Origin of the sequence: Streptomyces sp. NPDC053079 (assembly GCF_044546695.1) — a bacterium.
GTDB lineage: Bacteria > Actinomycetota > Actinomycetes > Streptomycetales > Streptomycetaceae > Streptomyces.
In genome coordinates this window covers 1-4,409 of record NZ_JBITZJ010000016.1, presented here as the reverse complement: position 1 = coordinate 4,409, position 4,409 = coordinate 1, and the positions used below count along the sequence as shown (strand labels likewise).

General features: G+C 69.2%; 3 protein-coding genes. 1 reads left to right on the top strand and 2 read right to left on the bottom strand.

The window, feature by feature from the left end:
- Positions 1-159 precede the first annotated feature (159 nt).
- Positions 160-1,719, bottom strand: coding sequence for a SulP family inorganic anion transporter (locus ACIGXW_RS33725; protein ID WP_399576672.1), 1,560 nt, complete (start codon positions 1,717-1,719; stop codon positions 160-162).
- Between the two features lie 524 nt (positions 1,720-2,243).
- Here ACIGXW_RS33725 and proC point away from each other — a divergent pair.
- Positions 2,244-3,053, top strand: coding sequence for a pyrroline-5-carboxylate reductase (gene proC, locus ACIGXW_RS33720; RefSeq protein ID WP_399576671.1), 810 nt, complete (start codon positions 2,244-2,246; stop codon positions 3,051-3,053).
- 6 nt (positions 3,054-3,059) lie between these two features.
- Here proC and trpS read toward each other — a convergent pair whose 3' ends face one another.
- Positions 3,060-4,070 carry a tryptophan--tRNA ligase gene (trpS, locus tag ACIGXW_RS33715; protein ID WP_360917700.1) on the bottom strand — a complete coding sequence of 337 codons (1,011 nt, stop codon included), beginning with the start codon at positions 4,068-4,070 and terminating at the stop codon, positions 3,060-3,062.
- Between the last annotated feature and the right edge of the window lie 339 nt (positions 4,071-4,409).

Below are 4,409 nucleotides of genomic sequence, written 5' to 3'. Positions count from 1 at the left end.
GTAGGACGCCGCCGAACAATTATTCAGAAAGCCCTGGTGGGGACCGAAAGGTCTCTGCCAGGGCTTTCTTGCATTTCCGGCCCGGAACCAGCCGTAAATGCCTGTCACCGACCGACTCGCGATCCGCCTCCTTACGAGCGCCGTCCTATGGGCCGGCCACTAGACCGCGACCACTCGCCCGGTGGCCTCCCCGTCCCCGTTCTCGTTCTGGTTGTCGTCGGCCCCGTTCTCCGCCGGGGAGCCGTCCTCGCGCATTTCGCCATGGCGTTCCGCCCAGCCGAGCAGAGCGGTGTGGCAGGCGCGGTCCATATGGCGCAGGCCGCTGATGTCGAGCTCCACGTGGTGGCCGCCGCGGCGCAGGGTTTCGAGTTCGTCCAGGAGCTTCGGCAGCCGGAGGAAGGTGGCGTTGCCGAGGACCCGGGCCCGTACGACGCCGCTTGTGGACGTCACGGTCTCGATGTGGATGTGCGACGTCTCCCAGGCGGCCTTGACCACGGCCAGGAGCAGGCCGATGATCACGCCTTCGAAGAGATTGGTGACCACGATCGCCACCGTGGTCGTGACCAGCACCGCGACCTCACCCCGGTGGTCCCGCCAGAGCGGCCCGAGCTCCTTTCCCGGCAGCAGCTTCCAGCCCGCGTGGACCAGGACGCCCGCCAGTGCCGCCACCGGAATCAGCTCGAGTGCCCACGGCAGCAGCGTGGCGAAGACCAGCAGCCATACCCCGTGCAGGACGCGCGAGGCCTTGGTGCGTGCACCGGCCCGGACGTTGGCGGCGCTGCGGACGATCACGGCGGTCATCGGCAGGGCACCGAGCGCCCCGCAGACCGTGTTGCCGGCGCCCTGGGCGATGAGTTCCTTGTCGTAGTCCGTGTGGCGGCCGTCGTGCAGTCGGTCGACCGCCGCCGCGCTGAACAGCGATTCCGCCGATGCGATCAGGGCGAAGGCCAGGATCGTGCCCAGCACTCCGAATTCGGTCAGCCGGGCGAAGTCACCGCCACCCGGTGGCTGGATCGCGTCGAGGAGACCGCGGACCTGGACCCGGTCGACGGGCAGGCGCAGCACTGCGACTACGGCGGTGGCCAGGGCGACCGCGGCCAGTGGGGCGGGTACGACGCGCGCGGCCCGTTGCCAGCGTGGCCACAGGACGAGCATCGCCGCGGTGCCGCTGCCGACGGCGACGGCGGACATGGCATCGGCCGAGCCGAGGGTGTTGGTCAGCAGCGAGACCAGGCCGCCGAGCTTCTCCAGCCCGCCGGCGGGGGCGTCCGCGTCGGCGATCGCGTACAGCTGGCCGGCGATCAGGACGATCCCGATGCCCGCGAGCATCCCCTGCACCACGGCGACGGAGATGGCACGGAACCAGCGTCCCAACTTCAGGATGCCCATGGTCAGTTGGAGCAGGCCGGCAGTGAGCACCAGGACGCCGAGCGCCCTGAGCCCGTACTCGCGTACGGCCTCGTACACCAGCACTGTCAGCCCTGCCGCAGGTCCGCTGACCTGCATGCTGCTGCCCGGCAGCAGTCCGGTGAGGAGGCCGCCGACGATGCCGGTCACGAGCCCCAGCTCGACGGGTACACCGGATGCGACGGCGATGCCGACGGACAGCGGCACGGCTATGAGGAAGACGACCAGCGATGCGGTGAAGTCGGCTCGGAGCGTGCCCCTGAGGTCGACTTGGGCGGTGTTTCGGACACGGCGGAAGAGACTCTTCTGCATGAGGTTTGCCTCCAGCGCGCTCGAGGCGCGCGCAGCGATGCGATGAGGATCGTTGCCTGACAGGTGGAGTGAGGTGGGGCGTCGTACGGACGGTCGTTCGGGCGGATCGTTCGTCGGTGCGAGTCGGTCGGTGCGGGCTGTCGGCCGGTACGAGGGGGTCGCCCTGTACGGATCGACGTGGACACGGGCACACGGGCACGAGCACGAGCACGGTCACCGGGGGCGAAGACGGCACAGCCGCCGGACGTCGGGCGTCGACGTCGGCACAGATCCCAGAACGTGCAGCGGTGCCGTCGTCCCCTGCGGCACCGTGCCGTTAATCACTCGACCATATTTTGGCCAAGTTGTGGTGCAGATCGGCGAGTTGATTTGTAACCACGATGTAAACGCGGAGGTGGGAAACGGGAGACCCCGGTTCCGATCACCCCGGCGGGTGGCCCTCCGGAGCCGCCGAAGTGCGAAGATGCCAGGCACAGCCACTGCCACGCAGCCTTAGTCGCAGCCCAGCCAAGAGGTGAGCCCCCGTGACCCAGAAAGTCGCCGTCCTCGGCACCGGAAAGATCGGCGAGGCGCTCCTCAGCGGCATGATCCGCGCCGGCTGGTCGCCCCACGACCTCATGTGCACCGCCCGTCGCCCCGAGCGCGCCGAAGCCCTCCGTGCCCGTTACGGCGTCGAGGTGGTCAGCAACAGCGAGGCCGCCAAGGCCGCCGACACCCTGATCCTGGCCGTCAAGCCGCAGGACATGGCCTTCCTCCTCGAGGAGCTCGCGCCCCACCTGCCTGCCGACCGGCTGGTCATCAGTGCCGCGGCCGGCGTGCCCACCGCCTTCTTCGAGGAGAAGCTGCCGGCCGGTACCCCCGTCGTCCGCGTCATGCCGAACACCCCCGTCCTCGTCGACGAGGGCATGTCCGTCATCTCCGCCGGCTCCCACGCCACCGAGGACCACCTCCTCCGTACGGAGGAGATCTTCAAGCCGGTCGGCAAGACGCTCCGCGTCCCCGAGAACCAGCAGGACGCGGCGACCGCCCTCTCCGGATCCGGCCCGGCGTACTTCTACTACCTCGTCGAGGCCATGACCGACGCCGGCATCCTCCTCGGCCTGCCGCGCGACAAGGCCCACGACCTCATCGTCCAGGCCGCCATCGGCGCCGCCGTCATGCTCCGCGACAGCGGAGAACACCCGGTCAAGCTGCGCGAGGCGGTCACGTCCCCCGCGGGGACGACGATCAGCGCGATCCGCGAACTCGAGAGTCACGGAGTACGGGCCGCCCTGATCGCCGCCCTCGAAGCAGCCCGCGACCGCAGCCGCGAACTGGCCTCCGGCCAGGCCTGACGCTCTTCACACGGGCGGCATCAGCCCGATGGCCCGATAGGCCGTGTCGACGGTCGGCCGAGCGAGGTCACGCGCCCGCTCGGCCCCCTTCCGCAGCACGCCGTCCACATAACCCGGGTCCGCGCACAGCTGTGCGTGCCGTTCCCTGACCGGCCGCAGCAGCTCCACGACCGCATCGGCCGTGTCCTTCTTCAGCGCTCCGTACGAGGACCCCCGCGTGTCGTACTCCGCGGCGACCTCCAGGGGCTTGCGGCCGGTGCAGGCCGCCAGGATCTCCAGCAGGTTCGCGACGCCCGGCTGAGCCTCCCGGTCGTACACAATCTCGCTACCGCTGTCGGTCACCGCACGCATGATCTTCTTGCGTACGACGTCGGCCTCGTCGAGCAGATAGACGATGCCGGACGTCTCCGCGTGCGACTTCCCCATCTTGGACGTCGGGTCCTGCAGGTCCATCACCCTGGCCGCCACCGCCGGGGTCATGGCCTTGGGTACGACGAAGGTGTGCCCGTAGCGCTGGTTGAACCGGACCGCCAGGTCCCTCGTGAGCTCGACGTGCTGCGCCTGGTCGTCGCCGACGGGAACCTCGTCTGCTCCGTACGCCAGGATGTCCGCCGCCATGAGCACGGGATAGGTCAGCAGCGACAGCCGTACGCTCCCGCCGGCGGCCCGCTCCCGTACGGACTTCTCCTTGTACTGGATCATCCGCCGCATCTCGCCGTCTGTGGCCGTGCACTCCAGCAGATAGGCCAGCCGGGTGTGCTCGTCCACATGGCTCTGTACGAACAGAGTGCAGAGCTCAGGGTCGAGTCCCGCCGCGAGCAGCAGGGTCGCGGCCTGCCGGCTGAGCCTTCGTACGCGAGCGGGGTCGTGGTCGACGGTCAGCGCGTGAAGGTCGACGACACAGAAGAGGGCATCGGCCCGGTGCTGGTCGGCCTCCACCCACTGGCGGACGGCGCCCAGGTGGTTGCCGAGGGTCAGATGGCCGGTGGGCTTGATGCCACTGAAGATGCGTGCCATGGCTGAGCTGGTCTCCTTCGAGGCGGAGCCACCGCCACAGACAGCAGAAACGGCCGCCGAGGCGGCGGCCGTTGGATGCATGCGCAGGTCGTGGGCCGCCTGTCAGGCGGCCCACCACTGCTGGGTGAGCGCATGCTTGGTCACAGGACGACCGTAGCCTCCGAAACCCCCTTGCGCCACGGGTTTGATGGGGCTTACGGGAGCGTGTAGAGTTCTTCGAGTTGCCACGGGGTCCGCGAGGACGCCGGGGCGGCCACTCGAGTCGCATCGGCGGCAATCACCACTGCACGGTCCCTGAACGGGAAGTATTTCGGCGTGCCGGAATACGGAACGGGATGG